Source organism: Caloranaerobacter ferrireducens (genome assembly GCF_001730685.1).
GTDB classification, from domain to species: domain Bacteria; phylum Bacillota; class Clostridia; order Tissierellales; family Thermohalobacteraceae; genus Caloranaerobacter; species Caloranaerobacter ferrireducens.
Genome location: NZ_MDJR01000001.1, coordinates 599,157 through 619,288, shown reverse-complemented (window position 1 = coordinate 619,288; position 20,132 = coordinate 599,157). Strand labels below are relative to the sequence as shown.

24 protein-coding genes are annotated in these 20,132 nt (G+C 29.2%); 3 read left to right on the top strand and 21 right to left on the bottom strand.

Going from position 1 to position 20,132, the window contains the following annotated elements:
• Nucleotides 1-20: 20 nt before the first annotated feature.
• From BFN48_RS02975 to BFN48_RS02965, 3 genes are all read right to left on the bottom strand, one after another.
• Nucleotides 21-413 carry a CoA-binding protein gene (locus tag BFN48_RS02975; RefSeq protein ID WP_069649373.1) on the bottom strand — a complete coding sequence of 131 codons (393 nt, stop codon included), beginning with the start codon at nucleotides 411-413 and terminating at the stop codon, nucleotides 21-23.
• A gap of 96 nt (nucleotides 414-509) precedes the next feature.
• Entirely contained in the window at nucleotides 510-1,157 is a 648-nt protein-coding gene (locus tag BFN48_RS02970; protein ID WP_069649372.1) for a YigZ family protein, read from the bottom strand.
• A 90-nt stretch (nucleotides 1,158-1,247) separates the two neighbouring features.
• Nucleotides 1,248-1,682: an NUDIX hydrolase gene (locus tag BFN48_RS02965; protein ID WP_069649371.1), complete on the bottom strand. Its 435-nt coding sequence runs from the start codon at nucleotides 1,680-1,682 to the stop codon at nucleotides 1,248-1,250.
• 171 nt (nucleotides 1,683-1,853) lie between these two features.
• Between BFN48_RS02965 and BFN48_RS02960 the strand changes: the two genes are divergently transcribed.
• On the top strand, nucleotides 1,854-2,309 hold the full coding sequence (locus BFN48_RS02960) for a DUF3189 family protein (RefSeq protein WP_069649370.1): 456 nt from the start codon (nucleotides 1,854-1,856) through the stop codon (nucleotides 2,307-2,309).
• Here the strand turns inward: BFN48_RS02960 and BFN48_RS02955 are convergent.
• From BFN48_RS02955 to BFN48_RS02940, 4 genes are all read right to left on the bottom strand, one after another.
• Nucleotides 2,298-2,957 carry a HEAT repeat domain-containing protein gene (locus tag BFN48_RS02955; RefSeq protein ID WP_069649369.1) on the bottom strand — a complete coding sequence of 220 codons (660 nt, stop codon included), beginning with the start codon at nucleotides 2,955-2,957 and terminating at the stop codon, nucleotides 2,298-2,300. The genes BFN48_RS02960 and BFN48_RS02955 overlap by 12 nt on opposite strands.
• Entirely contained in the window at nucleotides 2,954-4,258 is a 1,305-nt protein-coding gene (hflX, locus tag BFN48_RS02950; RefSeq protein WP_069649368.1) for a GTPase HflX, read from the bottom strand. Before hflX ends, BFN48_RS02955 begins: the two co-directional genes overlap by 4 nt.
• A 72-nt stretch (nucleotides 4,259-4,330) precedes the next feature.
• A complete protein-coding gene (yunB, locus tag BFN48_RS02945; protein WP_083238756.1) occupies nucleotides 4,331-4,987 on the bottom strand; it encodes a sporulation protein YunB in 657 nt (218 codons plus the stop codon).
• A 90-nt stretch (nucleotides 4,988-5,077) separates the two neighbouring features.
• Nucleotides 5,078-5,503, bottom strand: a complete 426-nt coding sequence (locus BFN48_RS02940; protein WP_069649366.1) for a hypothetical protein — start codon at nucleotides 5,501-5,503, stop codon at nucleotides 5,078-5,080.
• Nucleotides 5,504-5,689: 186 nt separating this feature from the next.
• Between BFN48_RS02940 and BFN48_RS02935 the strand changes: the two genes are divergently transcribed.
• Nucleotides 5,690-8,656, top strand: a complete 2,967-nt coding sequence (locus BFN48_RS02935; RefSeq protein WP_069649365.1) for a penicillin-binding protein 1A — start codon at nucleotides 5,690-5,692, stop codon at nucleotides 8,654-8,656.
• Between the two features lie 18 nt (nucleotides 8,657-8,674).
• On the opposite strand, the gene BFN48_RS02930 is transcribed toward BFN48_RS02935, so the two are convergent.
• The 12 genes from BFN48_RS02930 to spoIIAA all read right to left on the bottom strand — a co-directional run bounded on the left by BFN48_RS02930 (nucleotide 8,675) and on the right by spoIIAA (nucleotide 15,573).
• Complete coding sequence (locus tag BFN48_RS02930) at nucleotides 8,675-10,129, bottom strand: spore germination protein (RefSeq protein WP_069649364.1); 1,455 nt, start codon at nucleotides 10,127-10,129, stop codon at nucleotides 8,675-8,677.
• The gene (gene spoVAEA, locus BFN48_RS02925; RefSeq protein WP_083238754.1) at nucleotides 10,116-10,691 is read right to left on the bottom strand and encodes a stage V sporulation protein SpoVABEA; all 576 of its coding nucleotides are present in this window, start codon (nucleotides 10,689-10,691) and stop codon (nucleotides 10,116-10,118) included. The genes BFN48_RS02930 and spoVAEA overlap by 14 nt, the downstream gene beginning before the upstream one ends.
• Nucleotides 10,692-10,708: 17 nt before the next feature.
• Nucleotides 10,709-11,065 (bottom strand): stage V sporulation protein AE, encoded by a 357-nt coding sequence (spoVAE, locus tag BFN48_RS02920; RefSeq protein WP_069649362.1) that lies wholly within the window; start codon nucleotides 11,063-11,065, stop codon nucleotides 10,709-10,711.
• Nucleotides 11,066-11,077: 12 nt separating this feature from the next.
• Nucleotides 11,078-12,097, bottom strand: coding sequence for a stage V sporulation protein AD (gene spoVAD / locus BFN48_RS02915; RefSeq protein ID WP_069649361.1), 1,020 nt, complete (start codon nucleotides 12,095-12,097; stop codon nucleotides 11,078-11,080).
• A gap of 12 nt (nucleotides 12,098-12,109) precedes the next feature.
• Nucleotides 12,110-12,553, bottom strand: a complete 444-nt coding sequence (gene spoVAC / locus BFN48_RS02910; protein WP_069649360.1) for a stage V sporulation protein AC — start codon at nucleotides 12,551-12,553, stop codon at nucleotides 12,110-12,112.
• A 12-nt stretch (nucleotides 12,554-12,565) separates the two neighbouring features.
• Nucleotides 12,566-12,724, bottom strand: a complete 159-nt coding sequence (locus BFN48_RS12365) for a hypothetical protein (RefSeq protein WP_176718802.1) — start codon at nucleotides 12,722-12,724, stop codon at nucleotides 12,566-12,568.
• Between the two features lie 9 nt (nucleotides 12,725-12,733).
• Nucleotides 12,734-13,150, bottom strand: coding sequence for a stage V sporulation protein AB (locus BFN48_RS02905; protein ID WP_176718801.1), 417 nt, complete (start codon nucleotides 13,148-13,150; stop codon nucleotides 12,734-12,736).
• Between the two features lie 22 nt (nucleotides 13,151-13,172).
• Complete coding sequence (locus BFN48_RS02900) at nucleotides 13,173-13,706, bottom strand: stage V sporulation protein AA (RefSeq protein WP_242863208.1); 534 nt, start codon at nucleotides 13,704-13,706, stop codon at nucleotides 13,173-13,175.
• 55 nt (nucleotides 13,707-13,761) lie between these two features.
• Nucleotides 13,762-13,935: a hypothetical protein gene (locus BFN48_RS12360; RefSeq protein WP_176718800.1), complete on the bottom strand. Its 174-nt coding sequence runs from the start codon at nucleotides 13,933-13,935 to the stop codon at nucleotides 13,762-13,764.
• Nucleotides 13,936-14,007: 72 nt separating this feature from the next.
• Nucleotides 14,008-14,781 carry an RNA polymerase sporulation sigma factor SigF gene (gene sigF / locus BFN48_RS02895; RefSeq protein ID WP_069649358.1) on the bottom strand — a complete coding sequence of 258 codons (774 nt, stop codon included), beginning with the start codon at nucleotides 14,779-14,781 and terminating at the stop codon, nucleotides 14,008-14,010.
• Nucleotides 14,782-14,786: 5 nt separating this feature from the next.
• Entirely contained in the window at nucleotides 14,787-15,224 is a 438-nt protein-coding gene (spoIIAB, locus tag BFN48_RS02890; RefSeq protein WP_069649357.1) for an anti-sigma F factor, read from the bottom strand.
• 13 nt (nucleotides 15,225-15,237) lie between these two features.
• Nucleotides 15,238-15,573: an anti-sigma F factor antagonist gene (gene spoIIAA, locus BFN48_RS02885; RefSeq protein ID WP_069649356.1), complete on the bottom strand. Its 336-nt coding sequence runs from the start codon at nucleotides 15,571-15,573 to the stop codon at nucleotides 15,238-15,240.
• Between the two features lie 190 nt (nucleotides 15,574-15,763).
• Between spoIIAA and BFN48_RS02880 the strand changes: the two genes are divergently transcribed.
• Entirely contained in the window at nucleotides 15,764-16,708 is a 945-nt protein-coding gene (locus BFN48_RS02880) for a phosphoglycerate dehydrogenase (protein ID WP_069649355.1), read from the top strand.
• A 34-nt stretch (nucleotides 16,709-16,742) separates the two neighbouring features.
• Here BFN48_RS02880 and BFN48_RS02875 read toward each other — a convergent pair whose 3' ends face one another.
• Together BFN48_RS02875 and hydE are read right to left on the bottom strand one after the other, a co-directional pair.
• Nucleotides 16,743-18,434 (bottom strand): Na+/H+ antiporter NhaC family protein, encoded by a 1,692-nt coding sequence (locus tag BFN48_RS02875; RefSeq protein WP_069649354.1) that lies wholly within the window; start codon nucleotides 18,432-18,434, stop codon nucleotides 16,743-16,745.
• Nucleotides 18,435-18,652: 218 nt separating this feature from the next.
• Nucleotides 18,653-20,008 carry a [FeFe] hydrogenase H-cluster radical SAM maturase HydE gene (hydE, locus tag BFN48_RS02870; RefSeq protein ID WP_069649353.1) on the bottom strand — a complete coding sequence of 452 codons (1,356 nt, stop codon included), beginning with the start codon at nucleotides 20,006-20,008 and terminating at the stop codon, nucleotides 18,653-18,655.
• Nucleotides 20,009-20,132: the final 124 nt, after the last annotated feature.

Below are 20,132 nucleotides of genomic sequence, written 5' to 3'. Positions count from 1 at the left end.
TCCATAATGGAACCTTTTTGCTAATCTAATGCTACTAAAACACAATCATGAAAAACTATTTTTTTACCTAAATTCTCGGCTTTATCAATAACTTCTTCGTCTGCTGTTCCTGGTTGAAACCATAAATATTCTATTCCAAGTTCATGTGCAAGGTCTACACCTTTTGACGTTACTTTAGGTGGAACAACAAAATCAACTACATCAGGTATTTTAGGTAAATCTTTTAATGTAGGATAACAAGTTTCACCGTCAATATTATCATATTTTGGATTTACTGGATAAACTTCATATCCATTATCTTTTAACTTTTTCCATATTTTATAACCAAATTTTTCTTTATTATTTGTAGCACCTACTACTGCCCACACCTTCTTTTCTAGCATTTCTTTTTTATTCATATCAATTTTATCCATAATTATACCTCCTGTTTAAATAATATATACCATACCCACGTATATTATAACTCCAAATCATAAATAATTAAATATTTTTATTTAAAAAGAACAATATTATTTAAATATTTTACCATCCTTAACAGAATAGTATTCTTCGTCTAATTCTTCAATTTGTACTCTACCATTAGTTATGTCAATTAGTAAATTTCTCAATTCCTCTACATTATCTACTTCACATAAAATAATTAAATTTACTGCTGTATCATAAGTAACATTATCTATAATATAACCACCTCTAAGCAAGTCATTTTCAACTTTTCCGTATAGAGTATAATCTATTCTCGCCATTATTCTTTTAAATAATATCTTCTCAACAATAATCCCAGCTTCAATACCAATCTTTGCACCCTTTGTATAAGCTCTAACTAATCCTCCAGCTCCCAGCTTAATTCCACCAAAATACCTAGTTACTACAACAACGACATTTCTTAAATCTTCCTTTTTTATAACTTCAAGAACCGGTATACCTGCAGTTCCACTAGGTTCTCCATCATCACTATATCTTTGAATGTTATTATTTTCACCAAAAACATAAGCATATACATTATGTGTTGCATCTCTATGCTTAGCCCTTATCTCATTAATAAATTCAATTGCTTCTTTTTCACTATTTATAGGCTTAGCATATCCAATAAATTTTGACTTATTAATAACAATCTCATTTTTGCCATATTCATGTAATGTTTTATATTTGTTTTTCATTCTGAATCTCCCCTTTTATGCTAGCTTCAGCACTTTTGACTATTTTAATTATAATCATTTGAATAAAAAAAATAAAGGGCAATAACTGCCCTATACATAAGCTACTTGTTTATCTCTTAGTTTTTGATATTTTTTAAATGATAAACTAACTAAAGCCTTATCCTGGCTATATGTAATTAACTTAAGTGCATCTTCAACATCAAAAAATCCACCATCTTTAAAACCTTCATCTTTATTTATTACAAAGTCTTTATTTTTTGCCTCCATGATATACCATATTATTTCATTACAAACCGGTCTTTGTCTTGTAATAGAAAAAAATTCGTAACTAGTCTCCCCAGCAGTTGATACAATAGAAACTTCAAGCCCTGTTTCTTCCCTAACTCTACTTACTGCAGTCTCATGCGCTAGGAATTCGTTACGAATCTTTCCTTTAGGTAATACCCATTCACCCTTTTCATTTTTTAAAATAAAAACTTTGTCGCCATAAAACACTACACCACCAGCACAGTTTCTAAACAGCATTGGTATTCCCTCCCACTTTTTAATATTATTATAATTTAAAAAATTTTTAATTGCAATATAATTCTGAAATTTTCTTTTGCAACTAGTTTATGTTTAAATCTTAAATATTATAATTATTTTATTAAAATTTGGGAAAATTATATTTGTATTAATTTCTCACGAGGTGATTAGATGTATATAATTTATCATTGTGTCGGTGGAGCTCACTCCTCTGCAATAGCATCTGCAATTCATCTTGGTATACTTCCAAATAATAGAAAGCCTAGTTTAAGAGATATATTATCTTTATCATATTTTGATACGTTAAATAAAAAAGACCAAGGTAAAATAATTTTCCGTGGTATAGATGAAAATGGACATAAAGTATTTACTTTAAGCAGACAATTTGTACCACATCTTGTAATACCAGCAATAAAAGATGCATGGGAGCTTGCTGGAGGAAATAAAAACGATTTATTATTAGTTAATACAATGGATGGTGTAAATATCTTAATGAAAATAGGAGGCTTTAGCTCAAGACGACTTAATCTTGTTGCATTTGGACGTCCTATAGTTGCTTACGGTACAATATTAACATATAATAAATTAGTTAAAATAGTTGAAAATACTAAAAAACTAATTGGCTGATTTTGATTCAATACTGACTAATGAATTATAAGCAGCTTTTTTTACATAATCTTTTTCTTTTTTATCAACAATTATTTCTCTAAGTTTGTTAATTGTTTCTACATCCCCTACATATTCTAAAGCCTTTGCTGCATATTGTCTAACCTGAGGATTTATATCTTCTAATGCCTCTTCTAACCAATCCTTTGTTTTTACATCTTTTATTTTACCAAGTGCTGAACAGCATAATCTCCTTAAATTTACATACTTACTTCTCAGCTCCATTCTAATAAAAGGTAATAACCTCTTATCCTTAAGCTCTCCTATTAACCATATTAAAATCATTCTGTCCTCAGGATTTTTAAATTTAATATATCTCTTGTATATTTCCATTACTAAAGCTTCTTTCTCAGATTTACTTATTCTATTTAAATATTCAAGTCTATCCTCTTTATTTAAACTAATTATTTTAATTAGTAAATCTTCTTCTGATGTTTTTTTGCTTAAACCAATCTTACATTCTAAAATATGTCTTTCAACTTGTTCTTTAGGCATTCTTCTAATAATTGAAATTTCATCAATACTCCTACCTTCTAAATATAGCAAATAAGTTATATGATGCTCTTCTAATTTTTTTATATTACTCCAAGTAAGTTCAATTTTTTTCATATAGTATCATCCTTATTTTCAACTACATATTTAGAATACTTGTTATAATTTGCTTCATCCAATACAGTTTTTATCAAAACACCATTTTCTTGATAAATATATTCTTCTACTTTAGCTGTATCAAAAAATTTCGACATTATATCTAAATCACTATAAGGAACCAAAAGGGCTACCTTATAATATTTCTTACTAAAATAATCTTGTATCATGTTCAATAATTTATCTATATTCTTACCTTCTTTTGCAGATATAAACAATTTGGGTCCACTGATATTATATACCAGATCTTCGTCTTTAATTTTATCTACTTTATTAAAAACAGTTATAATAGGTTTATCGGAAACTTTCAAATCTTTAATAATATCTAATGTTGTTTTAATCTGTATATCTAAATCTTTATTAGTACAATCAACTACATGAAGTAATAAATCGGCATATTTTATTTCTTCCAAAGTACCTTTAAATGCTTCAATTAAATGAGTTGGCAATTTACTTACAAAACCAACAGTATCTGTTATCAAAAAATCATGTCCATTAGGCAGTTTTGCTCTTCTTAGTGTTGTCTCTAATGTAGCAAAAAGCATATCATATGCAAATACTTCTTTATTTTCAAAATCTTCACCACAAATATTTAAAATAGTATTTAATAGTGTAGATTTTCCTGCATTTGTATACCCGATTAAAGCAACGATTGGTAATGAAGACTTGTCTCTACGTTTTCTCTTAACTTCTCTAACTTTTTTCACTTCTTGTAATTGTCTCTCAATTTCTGAAATTCTCCTCAATATATGCCTTCTATCAATTTCTAATTTTTTCTCTCCTGGGCCTCTAGTCCCAATACCCGCTCCTGTTCTTGACAGAGATTTACCTAAACCTACTAATCTAGGCAATCTATATTTTAATTGTGCTAATTCAACTTGTAATTTCCCTTCTTTAGTTGTAGCTCTATTTGCAAAAATATCTAATATTAATGTAGTTCTATCAATAATCTTTCTTTCTACTATATTTTCGATATTTCTAATTTGCATACCAGACAGTTCATCATTAAAAACAACAGTATCTATATCTAACTCATCACAATATAATTTAATTTCCTCAACTTTTCCTTTACCTATAAAATAAGAAGAATCTATTTTATTTCTCTTTTGAACAATACTTGAAATTGGTATCCCTCCAGCAGCCTTTACTAGTTCCTCCAATTCCTTCATTGAACTTTCTATGCTAATCTGTGATTTTTTTTGTAAGTCTACCCCTACTAACAGAACTCTTTCATCTTCTGGTATATTACTGTAAATTACCATAAATTCACCTCTATACTTATGTTTTCTGCTAATAATATAATATACCAATTTAAAATTTATTTCCATACATACCTAATCAGGTACGACATTTAGTATTTCATTTTCAGGCACTCTAATATAATATTGTGGCACATCTCCTACTATTACTGTTTCAGCTATTGGTACATTAGTCGATACTTGTATTGTATCAGAAGTCAAAGGAACTATAATTCTTACATTAGTTTTTATCGTTAGAAAAACTTTATGTCTAGTTTGATTTATGCCTGATTCCTCGAACTCTGTTGTAAAATCCACAGTTACTGTACCTTGTGGTACTATATTAATATTTATTTTGGGACCCCATTGAGATAGTATCTGACTGTTAAGCGCATTACCTAAAGGAATTTTTATATTACTTGCTGCTATTTGTCTCATGTTTTCCTGAACTTCTAATGCTACTTCAGATGCAATGCTATTCATTAAAACTGTATTGGCTTGCATCATTGTAACTTTACCTTGATTATCATATTTTAGAAAAATTAAATCATTATAATTAATATCTTCATTTATTTTTGCTCGTACTGCATCATTTATTGCTTGCGTTGCTATCATTCTTGCTTTAGCCTCACAAATAGCTAAAACAGTTGGTTTGATATTTCTATCTATTATAATAAATCCATAAATCATTAAAACCAGTATTACAACTAATATAATAAAGGTCTTCTTCTTTTTATTTCTAGCTTGTTTCAAAATAAACACCCCTCCTAACATTATATGCAGGAAGGGTGAAAATGTTTTAGTATAAAATTCAAATACACTCGTTGCATTTTAGAATCTATTCTAATGATATCTATAAGGTCTTCTGTGATATGGTCTACGATATCTTCTTCTCCTGTATATTATTACTAGCAACAAGAACCATAACAACAGACTCGAAGGGCTAAAAAATTGGCTTTCTAGTTCTCTATTTGATATTTTTTCATTTTCTGAGGAGTCTACATTTATTAACCTTTTTAGTTTTTCAATTTCTCTTTTAATATCTTCTGTTACAAATCCTTCAAATTTAGAAATTGCTTCAAGATTTTTAATGTGCCTTACTTTAACTGCATCAGGAACTTCTTTTTGAACTCTTTCTATTTCTTGATAAATATATTTATCAGACTTATCTGCATATTTTTCAAGAAATTCATTAAATTTATTAATAATAATATCATCATATAATATTCTATTAAACATATAATCAAAATTTAATTTTTTATTATCCATTTTTTGACCTCCTTTCTTCCTGTGTTTTTTCATTAGTATAATATGTTTATATAGTTTTTAGGTTACACAACACTTTATTAGAACAACAACATTTTTAAGTATAACCTACTCTAATTTAACAAACTTTTGTTTATATGTTATAATTAACTTTGATGTTGGTGCCCTCATTTTAAAGGAGGTAATGTTATGGCAGAAAACAAAAAAAGATCTAAAAAGAAGAAAAAGCTCAGCATCCTAAAATTCATACTAATTGTTCTATTATTGGTAGCATTTATTACTGTTGGTTCTATTGGAGGCCTTGTATTTGCAGTTATTAAAAACACACCAAAAATTGACCCAACAAAAATTGATTCTCTCTTAAGTGAAAATTCAGTCATTTTAGATAAGAATGGAAATCTAATTGAAAAAATTGAAACTCAAGAATACAGAACAATAATAGAAGATCTTGATGAAATCCCTGATTATTTAGAAAATGCTTTTATTGCTATAGAAGATGCTAGATTTAGAAAACATATAGGTATAGATTTTATAAGGATAATCGGTGCTTTAATTGAAGACTTAAAAGCAAGAGAAATTGTGCAAGGTGGAAGCACAATAACTCAGCAGCTTGCAAAAAATGTATATTTAAATCGCGAAAAAAAGCTTACTAGAAAAATCAAAGAAGCTTATATAGCAATACAAATTGAAAGACATCTAACAAAAGATCAGATTCTAAAACTATACCTTAATACTGTTGACTTAGGCAAAGGCGCTTTTGGAATTCAAGAAGCTGCTCAAACTTATTTTTCAAAAAATGTTAATGAATTGACTCTAGCAGAAAGTGCATTATTAGCTGGTATACCAAAAAGTCCAACAATCTATTCTCCATACATTTTATTAAAATCAGAGAATGTTGACAAAGATAAATATTATATCATTGGAGAATATGATATATATGGAACAAAATATACCGCTGTTTTTAACAACAAAGCTCTAGAGAGACAAAGATTAGTACTAAAACTAATGAAAGAACAAAACTATATTACTGAAGAAGAATATCAAAAAGCACTTAATGAAGATATAAAGAAAGCTATAAAACCAGGGCAGAAAAAAATCAAAGGTATTTCATCATACTTTACTGATTATGTAAAAGAGCAAGTTTTAGATACTTTAGTAAATAAGTTAGGATATACAAAGGAAGAAGCTAAAAGAGAGTTATATACAGGCGGTTTAAAAATATATTCTACTATGGATATTAATATGCAGCATAAAGTAGAAAAAATTTATGACAATTTCATTAATATTGTAGTAGGAGATACATCTAAAGTTAATGGACCTGTATTAATAAGCTGGTCAAAAGATAAGTATGGAAATGTGCTAGATAGCTATAAAAGAGTTATACTTTACAAAAAAGAAAATCTATTAGATAAAGATTATAATTTGATTATCGAAAATGGAACTTATGATTTTTCTGATGGTAATCTAGTAATAAAAAATAAGAAGTTAAACGTATATCCAAAAACTGTAGATATAACAGATTATTATACTATTGATAGCAATAAAAATCTTGTTACACACACTGTTGGTTCTCTTGATATTTCAAAAGAAAATTATTATATAGATAAAAAGAAAAGAGTAGTTATTAAAAGTAGTTTCCTAAATCAAAATAAGGATTTTTATAAATTTGATGAAAATAAAAACCTTTTAATTAATCCAAAATATTTTTATATTAATAAAACAGGTATTGTACAACCACAGTCTGCTGTAGTAATTATGGATTATAGAACAGGTGAAATAAAAGCTCTGGTTGGCGGGAGAAATGTAAAAGGTAATAAAGTCCTTAACAGAGCTGTTCATTCACAAAGACAGCCTGGTTCTGCTATTAAACCAATAGCAGTTTATTTACCAGCTTTAGATAATGGTTATACTGCCGCTACAGTAATTGATGATATTCCACACTATGACAGCAAAGGAAACTTATGGCCTGATAACTGGTATGGTAAAACTAAATATGGAGAAAAAAGAAAAGATGATGATTTCTTAGGTTTAACTACTCTAAGAGAAGCTGTGGAACAATCAGTTAATGTTATAGCAGTAAAAGTATTAGAAGATATAGGCATCGATACTTCAATTGAGTATTTAACTAGACTGGGTATAATTAATGAAACTGATCCAAGTAAAGACAACTTCGTATCAAGAAGTGAAAACAGAAGAGTAAATGACGAAAATTTAGCTTCACTTGCCCTTGGAGGTTTATCAAAAGGGTTTACACCATTAGATATGACTAAAGCTTATGCTGCTATTGCAAATCAAGGTATTTATATTGAACCGATTGCTTTTACAAAAATTGTTGACAGAGATGGAAATGTTATATATGAAAACAAAGCTCTTAAAAACAGAGTTGTTACACCACAAGTAGCATATCTTATGACTGATATTCTAAAAGGGGTTGTAACAAGAGGTACCGGTTGGAGAGCTCAACTTTATCAATACAACACAACAATACCAGTTGCAGGTAAGACTGGTACAACACAAAATAAAGCAGATGCTTGGTTCATTGGATATACCCCATATTATATCGGTGGTGTTTGGATAGGTAATGACAATCCAGGAGTCAAACTATCACAAGGTAGTAAAATAGCTTCTATCTTATGGAAAAATATCATGAAAGAAATCCATGATGGTTTTGAACCTAAAGACTTTGTTAGACCTCAAGGATTTGTTGTTAGAAATATTTGTACAGAATCTGGTAAACTAGCAACAGATTTATGTGAAAGAGATCCAAGAGGAAGTACTGTAAGATCAGAAATATTTATAAAAGGCACAGAACCAACTGAGTTTTGTGATGTTCATGTAGAAGCCTTAATCGACACAAGCACAAATAAATTAGCAAATAAATTCTGTCCGCCAGAACTAGTTGAAAAAAGAGTATTTATTAAGAGAAGCGTTCCTTATATACCAGAAGAAAATGATGGTTATATTCCAATGGATTATCAATACACATTACCAACGGAAGTATGTGATGTTCACAATGAAGAAAGCAGTTTTAAAGATTGGTTAAATAAATGGTTCTTCAATAATACAGAACAAAACACAAATGAAAATGAATCCGAAGATAACCAAGAAAATAAACAAACTCAAGAAAATAACACAGAAAATAATATTAATGATTAAAGAGGCTTTTTAGCCTCTTTATTTTTTATCAACTTTCATCTTATCTTTATCTTTTGCTCTAAGAAAATCAGGTCTTTGATATACTTCAGGAATAGGTTTTCTAGTTAATACTGTAGATAGTGCTTTACCGTTAAATGGTATTAATGGCCAAGTATAATTAATACCACCAAAAGATTTTGTTCTTAGTAAAGTAATTAAAAATATAGAAATACCTATTACAAAACCAATCGTACTAAATAATCCAGTCAAAATTAGCAATATTAATCTAAATATTCTAATCGCCATAGCAAATTCAATACTTGGAGTTGCAAACATTCCTATACCAGCAATTGCCCCATATAAAACTGTTTCTGGTATAAACCAACCAACTTTGATTGCAAAATCGCTTAAGAGCAATGCTCCTATAATGCCAAGAGATGTTGTTAATGCATTTGGTGTATGAATTGATGCTATTCTTAACATATCTAAACCAATCTCTAATATTAAAAATTGAAATAATAAAGGTATTGTTCCTGACTCCTTAGGTCCAATAAACTTTAAAAATTCAGGTAAAACAGACTTATTCTTAGTTAATAATAGCCACAATGAAGGTAAAAGATATGATAAAATAATAGCTAAAAATCTTATCCATCTTATATACGTTCCAATAATAGGATTTTGATAGTAATCTTCTGCATGTTGTGTAAAATGAAAGACACTTACAGGTAATATCATTACACTAGGAGTTGTATCAACTAAAACTACTATATGCCCCTCTAATAAATGTGCTGCAGCTACATCTGGTCTTTCAGTAAATTTTGCTTGAGGAAATGGATTTAAATTTCTACCTAAAATAAATTCCTCTAGGCTCTTTTCGGCCATTACTAATGAATCAATATCTATACTCTTTATTTTTTCTCTAAGACTATCAACTAAATCTTTATTTGTAATATCTTCAATATAACCAATAACTACATCATTTTGAGATCTTTTACCAACTTTATATAATTCAAAACGCAAGTTTGGATCTCTTATCCTTCTTCTTATTAAAGCAGTATTAAAAACAATAGTTTCAACGAAACCGTCCCTAGAACCTCTCGTAACTTTTTCTAAATCTGGTTCTTCAGGTCCTCTTGCTGGATAAGTTCGCACATCAATTATTAATGCTTCTTTTAAATCTTCAATAAACAGTACCGCAGAACCTGATAGTAAAGAATATTGAATTTCCTCTAAATCTTCACTGCTATCACACTCAATATATGATATTTTTCTTTTAATTAACTTAGTCAAAGTATTTGGTACTATTTCTTCTCTACTAACTTCTTGCAGCCTTTTTATTATCCATATCATTAGTTCATCTTTTACAAATCCGTCTATAAAAAAAAGAGAGGCATTTTTGCCAGCTACTTCAAAATCTCTCCTAACAGCATCAAAACTTTTTCCTACACCTATCTTTTCAGAAATGTAACTTATTCTTTCATCATATGTTTTCATTACTATCACCTTGTTCAGTTAATTTTAATATCTCTTCTATTGCTTTAGTCAAAATAGGTGCTCCTAGTTTTGAATCATCCTTCCCATTCATTTTACCTATATCCCCAATTCCTACTACAACTGGTACTTTATATTTATTTAGAACATCTACAGTATCCCCATATAGAACTTTACTATTAGTTTCTGTACCACATTTATTAACTGCTTTTTCTATTTTTTCCCCTTTAGAATTAATTGAAAAATCTACTGCAACACCGTCAACACCTTCAGTATTTGAAGCTACAGCTATGACACCTAAAACCTCTATCTCATCACTTTTAAGTATCTCTTCTATAACTTGTTCTCCTTGTCCTTGGTTGGGATTACCTTTATCATCAACCATAACAATAACTGGATCATATTTTGCTATCTTTACTAATTCAATAATCTCTTCACCCGACAAAGGAGTTGGATTTCCAGCAGACCTAGAAATACACCTTCCTCCTATCCTAGCAGTTGCAATCTCAACTGCTCTTCGTGCATTAATATCTCCATCTGTGACTAAAATAACTTTCCTTTTCAAAATATCACTTCCAATTATTAGCTTTTTGATTTAGGGTTAAAAATTAAAGACATTATATAACCGAAAAATATTGCTGCTGACACGCCTCCTGCAGTAGCTTGAATACCACCAGTAAAGATACCTATTAAACCATCTTTATCTACTGCTTTAAAAACACCTTTTGCCAACGCATAACCAAAACCTGGTAATGGTACAGTAGCTCCTGCTCCTCCAATATTTACTATTGGCTCATATATACCTATAGCAGTCAATATTACTCCTGATGTAACAAATGCTACCAACACATGTGCAGGCGTCAACTTGGTTCCATCCATTAACAATTGTCCAATAACACAAATTAAACCTCCAACTATAAATGCTCTTAAATAATCCATTAGAGAACCCTCCTATTCCCTTGTGTTGCTAATAGTAACTGCATGAGCTATTCCCGGGATTGACTCTCCTTGCTGTGTACTTGTCGTTGAATGTAATGCTCCAGTTGAAACTAGTAACACTCTATTCAAAGTTCCATTTTTAAGTAATTTGTAAATATACCCACAAAATACTACAGCTGAACAGCCACATCCGCTACCTCCTGCATGAGTATCTTGTCTTTCATGATCAAATATTTCAATTCCACAGTCAGTAAATATGCCTGAAATATCATAACCAGCTTTAGTTATAAATTCCTCAGCTATTTCTTTACCTATTTTAGCTAAATCTCCAGTTATCACCATGTCATAATCATCTATTCTATAACCTGTATCCTTAAAATGCTGTATTATAGTATCTGCTGCTGCTGGAGCCATTGCTGCTCCCATATTATTTACATCCTTAATACCGGCATCTATTACCTTTCCAGTTGTAACATGAGTTATATATGGACCTAGTCCATTTGAAGATAAAACTGCTGCTCCAGCTCCCGTAACAGTCCATTGTGAAGTTGGTGGTCTTTGATTTCCTAACTCCAGAGGAAATCTAAATTGCCTTTCAGCAGTACAAAAATGACTTGATGTAGCACAAACAAGATAATCAGCATATCCTCCATCTACTAACATTGAACCTAAACTTAGACTTTCTGCCATTGTCGAACAAGCACCATATAAACCAAAATAAGGTATAGCTAGATTCCTTACTGCATATGAAGAAGATATAATTTGATTTAGTAAATCTCCAGCTAAAACATACTCAACTTCTGTTTCAGCTAGTTGTGCATTTTTTATTGCCATTTTTATAGCATCTTCAAGAATTTTAGATTCACACTTTTCCCAAGTTTTTTGACCACATAAATCATCTTCTAAAATATAGTCAAAATATTCTTTAAGTGGTCCATCCCCTTCCTTTGGACCAACAATACTATAAGTTGATATTATAGAAGGTGGGTTTTCAAATTTTACTGTTTGCTTTCCTATTTTCTTTACAGCCAATTCTACACCTCCTTACTTTTTAATTAAATAATATATTAACCCTACTATAACTGAACTCCCATATCCATATACAAGAACTGGACCAGCTACTGTAAACATTTTAGCTGCTACTCCAAATATAAATCCTTCTCTCTTAAATTCCATTGCAGGTGATACAATAGAATTAGCAAAACCTGTTATTGGCACAATAGACCCTGCTCCTGCTGTTTTCCCCAACTTATCATACAGTCCTAAACCAGTAAAAAATGCTCCAAGAAAAACTAGAGTAATCGCTGTTGCTGCTGATACTCCTTCTTTATCAAGTCCTATACTTTTATAGAAATTTGTTACAAACTGACCAAAAGTACAAATAAGCCCTCCAACAAAAAAAGCCCAAAGACAATTTTTTAAAAATGTTGGTTTCGGGATTTTCTCCTGAACATATTTGTTGTAATCCTTAGGATTAATCTTATCCATAGAATCACCCCTTTACTTAATTTGATTTATTTTTTTAAAGAATTCACTTTTTGATATTAAATCGTCAGAATATATTTCATTTTCTTGATATCTTAATTCACTTTCATTTATATTTTCTTTAAAAATACTTTTACCTAACTCCTTATAATATTTCGAAATATCCTTTACCATTTCATCACCTTATCTTTCTAAAACCAACCATTGTATTAATGAACCTACAGTTTTACCCAAAGCTATAGCTATTAAAATATAAATAATATAATCTTTAATTTTAACTCTTCTTTCAAAAACAGCTACTACATTAATAACTTCAGCTAGTGCAGCTGCTAAAATCCCAATAAAAATTCCCATTATTAATCCGATTGGAACTAAGTAAATCTTACTTATCTTTAACGTAACATCAAAAAAATCTAATAATGTAATTAATACAACTGATAAAATCATAACTTTCTCATAAATATTAATAAACTCATCTGTATGAGACATTTGAGCCAATCTTGGAATTATATTTAATAATACGATAACTGCAATAAAAGCACTTCCAATTACAATGCCTCCTGAAAATCCTATTAATATTAAAAGAACAAAATTTGACATTTTCATCACCATATTTTTCAAACTAACTTTTATTTTTGTTATTCATCTTATAATCATCTATATCTTTCTTATATTTATACATTTCTATTTCTAATGGACTAGGCTCTTTTTTCCCTTGCTTACCAAATTGGTTTAAAAAAATGGCCATACCAATACCAATGCCCAAAGAATATGATATCTGTAATGTTAGTGGTTTATCAGTTTTTTCCCCAGTTATAAGATAGTATATTATCTTATGCGATTTTTCCATATTTACATCAGCATGAAAATTTATTATAGCAAGACCTGCCCCGATAAAAAGAATCAAAGATATTAAAAATACTTTAATCAATTGGAAAAACTTATTTGAGTCACTAATATTTATATCTACTAAAACTTCATCTACTCCAAATGTTGATATATTCAGTTCTTTATATTCGGACTCTATCTTTTTGATTACTTCAAGTACAGATATTTTCACAAACTTCTTATCGTTAGGTGTTTTAATTAGCTTAATGTCTAGTATTGCTTTTTGTAAGTTTACATCCTCACAGTAAACATCAGCAATATCTTTTATTCTTACTGACTCTTGCTTTTCTTTTGTAACTTTTGTTTTAAAAAATAAATATACATTAGTATTTTTTATAGTATATCACCCCATTATCATCAATATTTTCATTTAGAACTAACTTAGCTCTTTTAGGAATTTGCTTCATTGACTTATTACTTAAAAATATATACCAACCAAAAGTAGCAAGTACAATAAATAAAAATAAGCAAATAATAATTTTAAAATATCTTTTCATGCAACCACTCCATTTCTTTTACATATCTTATTATTTGCTTCAATCTTTTTTTTAATACAAAAAAATAGGCATCTAAGTTTGATGCCTATTAAGATAATTTCTCATATTTTGTAAAACTCTTTTTTCTATTCTTGAAACTTGAACTTGTGATATTCCAAGCATTTCAGCAATTTCGGTCTGTGTTTTATCTTTAAAATATCTCATTATAATAATCTGTCTTTCTCTAGGTTCAAGTTGACTTAAAGCCTGTTTAAGAACAATTCTATCTAGTACTTCTAAATCTTCAGACTCATTATTGCCAATTTTATCTATCAAATGAATTGGTGAACCATCGTCGTGGTGTATTACATCATACAAATAATCAGGCTGATAATTAGAATCTAAAGCCATAACAACTTCTTCTTTATCTATTTTTACTTCATCACATATCTCGTTTATAGTTGGTTCTCTACCTAATTTTTTTGTTAGCTTTTCTTTTGCTAATTTAACTTTTGTCGCAGTTTGTTTAAGTGAGCGGCTAACCTTTATTATTCCATCATCTCTTAAAAACCTCTTTATCTCACCTACAATCATAGGAATTGCATATGTAGAAAATCTAACTTCATATTTAGGTTCAAATTTTTGAATTGCTTTAATTAAACCAATACAACCTAATTGAAATAAATCTTCTGTATCGTATCCTCTATTATTAAATCTTTTTAATACACTTCTAACTAATCCAAGATTATGATCTACAAGTATTGCCTGTGCTTCTTTATCACCAGCTTGTGCTTTTTTTATTAGCTTAATAGTTTCTTCATGACTAAGCAATTCAGTTGAGGTTTTTCTCAACGTACTAGTGCTCATATTATCTACCCCTCAGGTGATATACTTTTAAATACTTTTACCATCTTTACTATAGTACCTTTACCTACTTCAGATTGTACTTTTAGCTCATCCATAAAAGTTTCCATTACTGTAAATCCCATACCTGATCTCTCCATTTCAGGCCTTGAGGTATAAAAAGGTTCCATTGCTTTCTCTATATCTTCTATCCCTTTACCCTTGTCCTCAACAATTATTTCCAATTTATTTTTTATTATTCTACATTCTATAGTTATAATCCCCATTTTATTTTCATAACCATGAATTATTGCGTTTGTAACAGCCTCTGATACTGCTGTTTTAACATCAGCTAATTCTTCAATAGTAGGGTCTAATTGAGATGCGAATGAAGCTACTACTACTCTAGCAAAAGCCTCATTTTGTGATTTACTTGGTATTTCTAATTTCATGTAATTATCTTGCATACAAAACACCCCTTTATATATTGTCTAAAGCATTATTAACAGAATCATAAATTTTGATTATCTTTGTTATTCCTGACATTTCTAAAATTTTTTTAACTCTGGCACTTGCATTTACTAGTAATAATTTCCCATCATTATTCATAGCTTTTTTATATCTTCCTAGAATTAAACCAATACCAGAGCTGTCCATAAAATTTAAATTATCTAAATCCAAAACAATATTTTTTAACATTTTTTCATCATAATAATTATCTATCTCTTTCCTAATATTTTCTGCAGTATGATGATCTAACTCCCCACTAAAGCCTACAACTAAAGTTTTACCTGTTACATAAAAGTTTAATTGCAAAGCTAACCCCCCTATCTTTTAGTATCTTATCACTTATTCTCTATCGTAATATATTTTCCCTTCAATGAAAATTGTCTTGTTTTGTAATTTAAAGGAATATTTTCTCGGTAATACTTCTTAAAATAATGATAAACTTTATCAAAATATTCTGATATAATATATACAAAGTATATTATAAAGGTGGTGAATTATGGTAAAAGTCTTATTTACTTATAACTATGGCGAAGAAAAGATGAAAAAAATCGAAGATTTAGGCTATGAAATTGTGTATATAAAAGAACAAGAACTATCCTATAATGAAAAAATAAAAGACATAGAAGTTCTTGTATGCTATAATCCTTTCAACTTTTTAGATATCACTAAGTTACATAAGCTAAAATGGATTCAATTATCAAGTATTGGTATAGATCAAGTTCCTAAACAATATTTATTAGAAAAACAAATTTTGTTAACCAATAATAAAGGTGGATATAGTATCCCCATGGGTGAATGGGTTGTATTAAAAATACTAGAAATGCTAAAAAGAAGCAAGAGTTTCTACAAAAAACAGAATAGTAAACTTTGGAAAATTGATACTTCTATTATAGAGCTTTATGGAAAAACAATAGGTTTTATTGGAACTGGAAGCATTGCATATGAATCAGCAAAAAGACTTACAGGCTTTGAGGTAAATATATACGGGTTAAACACTACCGGTAGAAGTGTAGAACACTTTGATAAATGCTTTAGTATTTCCGAATTTGACTACTTTTTAAGTTTATGTGATATTTTAGTCCTTACTATTCCATACACAGAAAAAACTCATCATTTACTTAATGAAAGCAAATTTAAAATAATGAAAGATGGTGTATATATTGTAAATGTTTCTCGTGGTAGCATAATAAATGAAGCTGACTTAATTAAATACTTAAAAAATGGAAAAATAAGATTTGCAGCATTAGATGTTTTTGAAAATGAACCTTTAAGCAAAAATAACCCTTTATGGGACTTAGATAATGTTATAATAACTCCACATAATTCTTGGGTTTCAGAAATGAGAAATGAAAGAAGATATAACGTTATATATGAAAACATGAAAAGATATATCAATGGTGAAAAGTTAATTAATATAGTTGACTTAAAAAAAGGATATTAGAAAGCCATTGGCAAAATACCAATGGCTTTATTTTTTATTCGGCACTTTCATTCGCTTCTAAAAGTAAATCTTCTTCAGCTGTACTCTTACCAAAGAAATGTACTATACCTACTAGAAGCGCTACACCAACTACAAGAGATACTATTGGATTTAGTTTAAATACTCCAACTATGATATAACCTATTATAGCAATCCCAGCTGCTGTTAAAGAATATGGTATCTGAGTCTTAACATGGTCTATATGGTCTGATGCAGAAGCCATAGATGACATAATTGTCGTATCTGAAATTGGTGAACAGTGGTCTCCGAAAATTGATCCAGTTAAAACTGCTCCTAGTGTAGCAATTAATAAGTTTGAAGCTCCTGTTCCAGCTACAACATAACTATTAGCAAGTGGTAAAGCTAATGGAATTACTATTGCCATAGTTCCCCATGATGTTCCAGTTGCAAATGCAACAACACAAGAAATCAAAAATACAATAATTGGTAATATTCCTGCTGGTAATTTATCTGACACAGCATTTACAAGAAAATCTGCAGTACCAACTGAACTTGTAACACTACCTAATGACCATGCTAATACTAATATAATACATGTAATTAATAATGATTTAGAACCATTAATCCAAGATTCTAATGCTTCTCCTAAAGATAATATTTTCTGAGATGTTGCCATAACAATTGCAACTATACTTGCAACTATTGAAGCCCAAACTAATACAACACTGGCATCTGCATTACCGAAACAAGTTCTTATATCATACCAGTTTACACCTTCACTATAAGTATATCCATTATACCAAAGTCCAAAAAATGCAACTATTATTAAAGTAAGAATCGGTACTATCGCATTTGATGCTCTAAGCTTAATTCCTTCTTTAAGTTCCATTTTAGTAATTTCATCGCTAGCCATAGGTTTAGCATCATCAGCCAACACTTTTCCTGTTAGTCTAGCTCTTTTTTCTGCTTTATACATAGGACCAAAATCTTTTAATTTTAAAGCTATAATGAAAACTAATAGTAATGCAAATATACTATAAAACCTATAAGGTATTGTTTTGAAAAATACCTCATATATATTAGCTTGTATACCTAAACTTTCATAAGCATCTTTAATAAGACCAATTTCATATCCTATCCAAGTTGAAATTAATGCCATACCTGTTACTGGAGCTGCTGTTGAGTCTACTATATAAGCTAATTTTTCTCTTGATATTTTTAACTTGTCAGTTAAAGGTCTCATTGTTGGACCTACTATAAGAGTATTTGCATAATCGTCAAAGAAAACTATAATTCCCATAAGCCAAGTTACTATTTGTGCACTACGCACAGTCTTAGCTTTTTTAGCTAATGCTTCAGCAATAGCTTTAGTTCCTCCCATTTTCCCTACAACGCCTATCATACCACCTATACTTAATGTAAATATTAATATCGCTGCATTCCATGTATCAGCAACAGATTTAACTACAAAATCGTCCAATGTTCTTAGGAACCCATAGAAAATATTTCCACCATTTAACATTACTGAACCAATAAAAATACCTAAGAACAATGACAACAATACCTGCTTAGTTATAAAAGCTAAAACAATTGCTAATAATGGTGGTAAAAGTGATAACCAACCAAATTGAGGGGTTTCGCCATCAGGTGTCTTTGGTGATACAAAAGCAACTATAACAAACAATAATACTATGATGACAATACTTAAAATGTTCCTATTTCTCATTTAACCACTCCTTATAAATATTTGTTGAATAAAAATATTAAAATTTGTTAACATTACACCTCCTTTATTAAATTTTTGTAACTCTTTTTTATATTCTATAAATATTTAATATCTCCTGCTTTTATTTCTTTTTATTTTAAATATTTTTAATTTTCTGAAATTATAGCTAAAAAATAAAATGCGACATAATCGCATTTTATTTTCATCTTATATTTCATTTAATATATTAATTCTTCTTCTATTTCATATCCTAATTCTCTTAAATAATCATAATTTAAATACTTAGGAAGCTTTCTCTTCGCATCTCTTGTCGACTTTATTGCAAAACTTAAATCAACCATATTTTTATTTGAATAGATTTGATAGTTATCTCTTAAACTAGGAGGAGTACTAATAAGCATAATTGTATTAGCACCTGCTTTTAATGCTAGAGTTTGTCCATCTGGATGTAATGTAGCTATTGCTGTTGTAGCTGGCAAGAATACATGTTGACATACTATTCTAGTTACAGCTACAACTTTTATTGATAGTTCAAGATCTCCTGGTTTGCAATTCTCATATGGTGTCCCCTTAGCTGGTAAGAAAGGTCCAAAGCCTATCATATGAATACCAAAATCTCTCTGGAATATAATATCTTCTGCTATTTCATCAATAGTTTGAGTAGGTAACCCTATCATTCCTCCAGAACCTGCTCTCATTCCAGCTTCTTTTATAAGCCTAGTATGTTTTACTCTAATATCGTAATCATCATCAGGGTGAATTAATTCAAATAACCTTCTGCTTGCAGTTTCTATTTTTAATAAATAATTATTAACACCTGCATCACTAAATAGTCTATATTCTTCTTCATCTCTTTCCCCTATACTTAAAGTAATACCCATTCTAAACTTTCGCTTTATTTCTTTAATTATTGATAATAACTTGTCAGTTGTATAATATGGGTCTTCGCCAGATTGTAATATTACTGTTTTTATACCTACTTTATATAACTTCTCGACCTCATTTATTATTTCTTCTTCGGTCATTCTATACCTTCTTATTTTATTATCTCTTCTAACCCCACAGTAATTGCAATTCTTTTTACAATAGTTAGAGAATTCAATAGCAGCCCTTATTTCTATCCTATCCCCTACACATTCTTTTCTTATAATATCTGCTACTCGAATTAATGCATTATACTCTTCATTTTCTACTTGTAGTAAATATTTTATTTCTTCCTTGTTTAATTCTATATTAGCCTCTATTTTTTTTACTATATCTTTAAAAGTATCTGAAATATTCATATTAAATATTTCAGATAAATCGTACTTATATTTATCTTTTAAGGAATAAATCCCTTCATATTCAATATTATTTTTCTTTATTATTTCCCTTACTTTTTGTTCAAATTTCTTATCAAACTTTATAGCTGTTGTACATACTCCACCAAATCCTTTTGGTGTAGGAATTAAGTCATTTTCTATACCTTCTTTATCCAATAAATCTTTACTAAACAACATCTGTGATTTAGATGAACAAACTAAAATATACGGATCTTCAAACTTATTCTTTAGAAACTTGTTTATTAGTACCATAATAATCCCTCTTCTATTTAGTAAATTGTTTTATTTATACTAAAATTATTTTGAAAAATACTTTTTTTACCCTATTTCTAACATAGTTATATTATAACATAAATTAGTTAATATCTTGTCATAT

Coding starts and splice junctions, on each gene's coding strand:
- hydE (WP_069649353.1), bottom strand. CDS start 20,008: ATGGTACTAATAAACAAGTTTCTAAAGAATAAGTTTGAAGATCCGTAT.
- BFN48_RS02970 (WP_069649372.1), bottom strand. CDS start 1,157: ATGAAAAACAAATATAAAACATTACATGAATATGGCAAAAATGAGATT.
- BFN48_RS02880 (WP_069649355.1), top strand. CDS start 15,764: ATGGTAAAAGTCTTATTTACTTATAACTATGGCGAAGAAAAGATGAAA.
- BFN48_RS02935 (WP_069649365.1), top strand. CDS start 5,690: ATGGCAGAAAACAAAAAAAGATCTAAAAAGAAGAAAAAGCTCAGCATC.
- BFN48_RS02975 (WP_069649373.1), bottom strand. CDS start 413: ATGGATAAAATTGATATGAATAAAAAAGAAATGCTAGAAAAGAAGGTG.
- spoVAE (WP_069649362.1), bottom strand. CDS start 11,065: ATGGATTATTTAAGAGCATTTATAGTTGGAGGTTTAATTTGTGTTATT.
- BFN48_RS02875 (WP_069649354.1), bottom strand. CDS start 18,434: ATGAGAAATAGGAACATTTTAAGTATTGTCATCATAGTATTATTGTTT.
- BFN48_RS12360 (WP_176718800.1), bottom strand. CDS start 13,935: ATGAAAAGATATTTTAAAATTATTATTTGCTTATTTTTATTTATTGTA.
- hflX (WP_069649368.1), bottom strand. CDS start 4,258: ATGGTAATTTACAGTAATATACCAGAAGATGAAAGAGTTCTGTTAGTA.
- BFN48_RS12365 (WP_176718802.1), bottom strand. CDS start 12,724: ATGGTAAAGGATATTTCGAAATATTATAAGGAGTTAGGTAAAAGTATT.
- sigF (WP_069649358.1), bottom strand. CDS start 14,781: ATGAGCACTAGTACGTTGAGAAAAACCTCAACTGAATTGCTTAGTCAT.
- BFN48_RS02930 (WP_069649364.1), bottom strand. CDS start 10,129: ATGAAAACATATGATGAAAGAATAAGTTACATTTCTGAAAAGATAGGT.
- BFN48_RS02940 (WP_069649366.1), bottom strand. CDS start 5,503: ATGGATAATAAAAAATTAAATTTTGATTATATGTTTAATAGAATATTA.
- BFN48_RS02905 (WP_176718801.1), bottom strand. CDS start 13,150: ATGTCAAATTTTGTTCTTTTAATATTAATAGGATTTTCAGGAGGCATT.
- spoIIAB (WP_069649357.1), bottom strand. CDS start 15,224: ATGCAAGATAATTACATGAAATTAGAAATACCAAGTAAATCACAAAAT.
- spoVAC (WP_069649360.1), bottom strand. CDS start 12,553: ATGGATAAGATTAATCCTAAGGATTACAACAAATATGTTCAGGAGAAA.
- BFN48_RS02960 (WP_069649370.1), top strand. CDS start 1,854: ATGTATATAATTTATCATTGTGTCGGTGGAGCTCACTCCTCTGCAATA.
- BFN48_RS02965 (WP_069649371.1), bottom strand. CDS start 1,682: ATGCTGTTTAGAAACTGTGCTGGTGGTGTAGTGTTTTATGGCGACAAA.
- BFN48_RS02955 (WP_069649369.1), bottom strand. CDS start 2,957: ATGAAAAAAATTGAACTTACTTGGAGTAATATAAAAAAATTAGAAGAG.